This is a genomic window from Streptococcus mitis, from assembly GCF_002096925.1.
GTDB classification, from domain to species: Bacteria; Bacillota; Bacilli; order Lactobacillales; family Streptococcaceae; genus Streptococcus; species Streptococcus mitis_AF.
In genome coordinates, this window is sequence record NZ_NCVN01000061.1 from 1 (window position 1) to 587 (window position 587).

Genomic DNA, 587 nt, shown 5'->3' on the forward strand with positions numbered 1-587 from the left:
CTTTTGTAACCGAAATGAATCGAAAAAAAGAGCGCACAAAATCTCCTCATCTGAAAGCGTTTCAGATTAAGTTCCGCTATGGTGGAAGTTAGTGTGAGATGTTTGAATGCGGTTAAAGGTTAGTTTTTAGAACTTATGTTGGAGTAATTTAGACGACTGACAGACGTCTTCTGCAGGTATTTTGGAAATACCTAGAAGTTTAGGAATTTCTTCTCCATAGGTAAATACAAAGAGCTCATAGGCTGACTTTCCATTCAAAGCAGCGCGTTTGACGCTGTTGACATGCGAACAGACGAGATTAATATCCTCTTGAGTTAAGTTGTCAAAAGAAGTTCCCTTAGGTAGAATGTCGCGAATTAGCGTGTGATTTTTCTCAATTCTCCCTTTCTGGTCAGAGCGATTAGGGTCACAAAAGAAGAGTTTACTCTCTCCTCGCACATCCATTTCGATATCATCGACCCTGGCAAACTCTCCACCATTATCGGTAAGAATGACAGGGAAGAGTTGGAAGAAATGTTTGTCAGCTTGGTGAAGAGTGTTCTTGATTTTATAAAGGTGTTTGGTAACCTCAAGGGCAGTTTTATTAT

Annotated in this window: 1 protein-coding gene; it reads right to left on the reverse strand. The window is 39.9% G+C overall.

Annotated elements, in window-relative coordinates; translation table 11 throughout:
* Positions 1–126 precede the first annotated feature (126 nt).
* The coding region (locus B7692_RS07580) for an IS30 family transposase (protein ID WP_142360054.1) at positions 127–587 on the reverse strand (461 nt) is incomplete at its 5' end.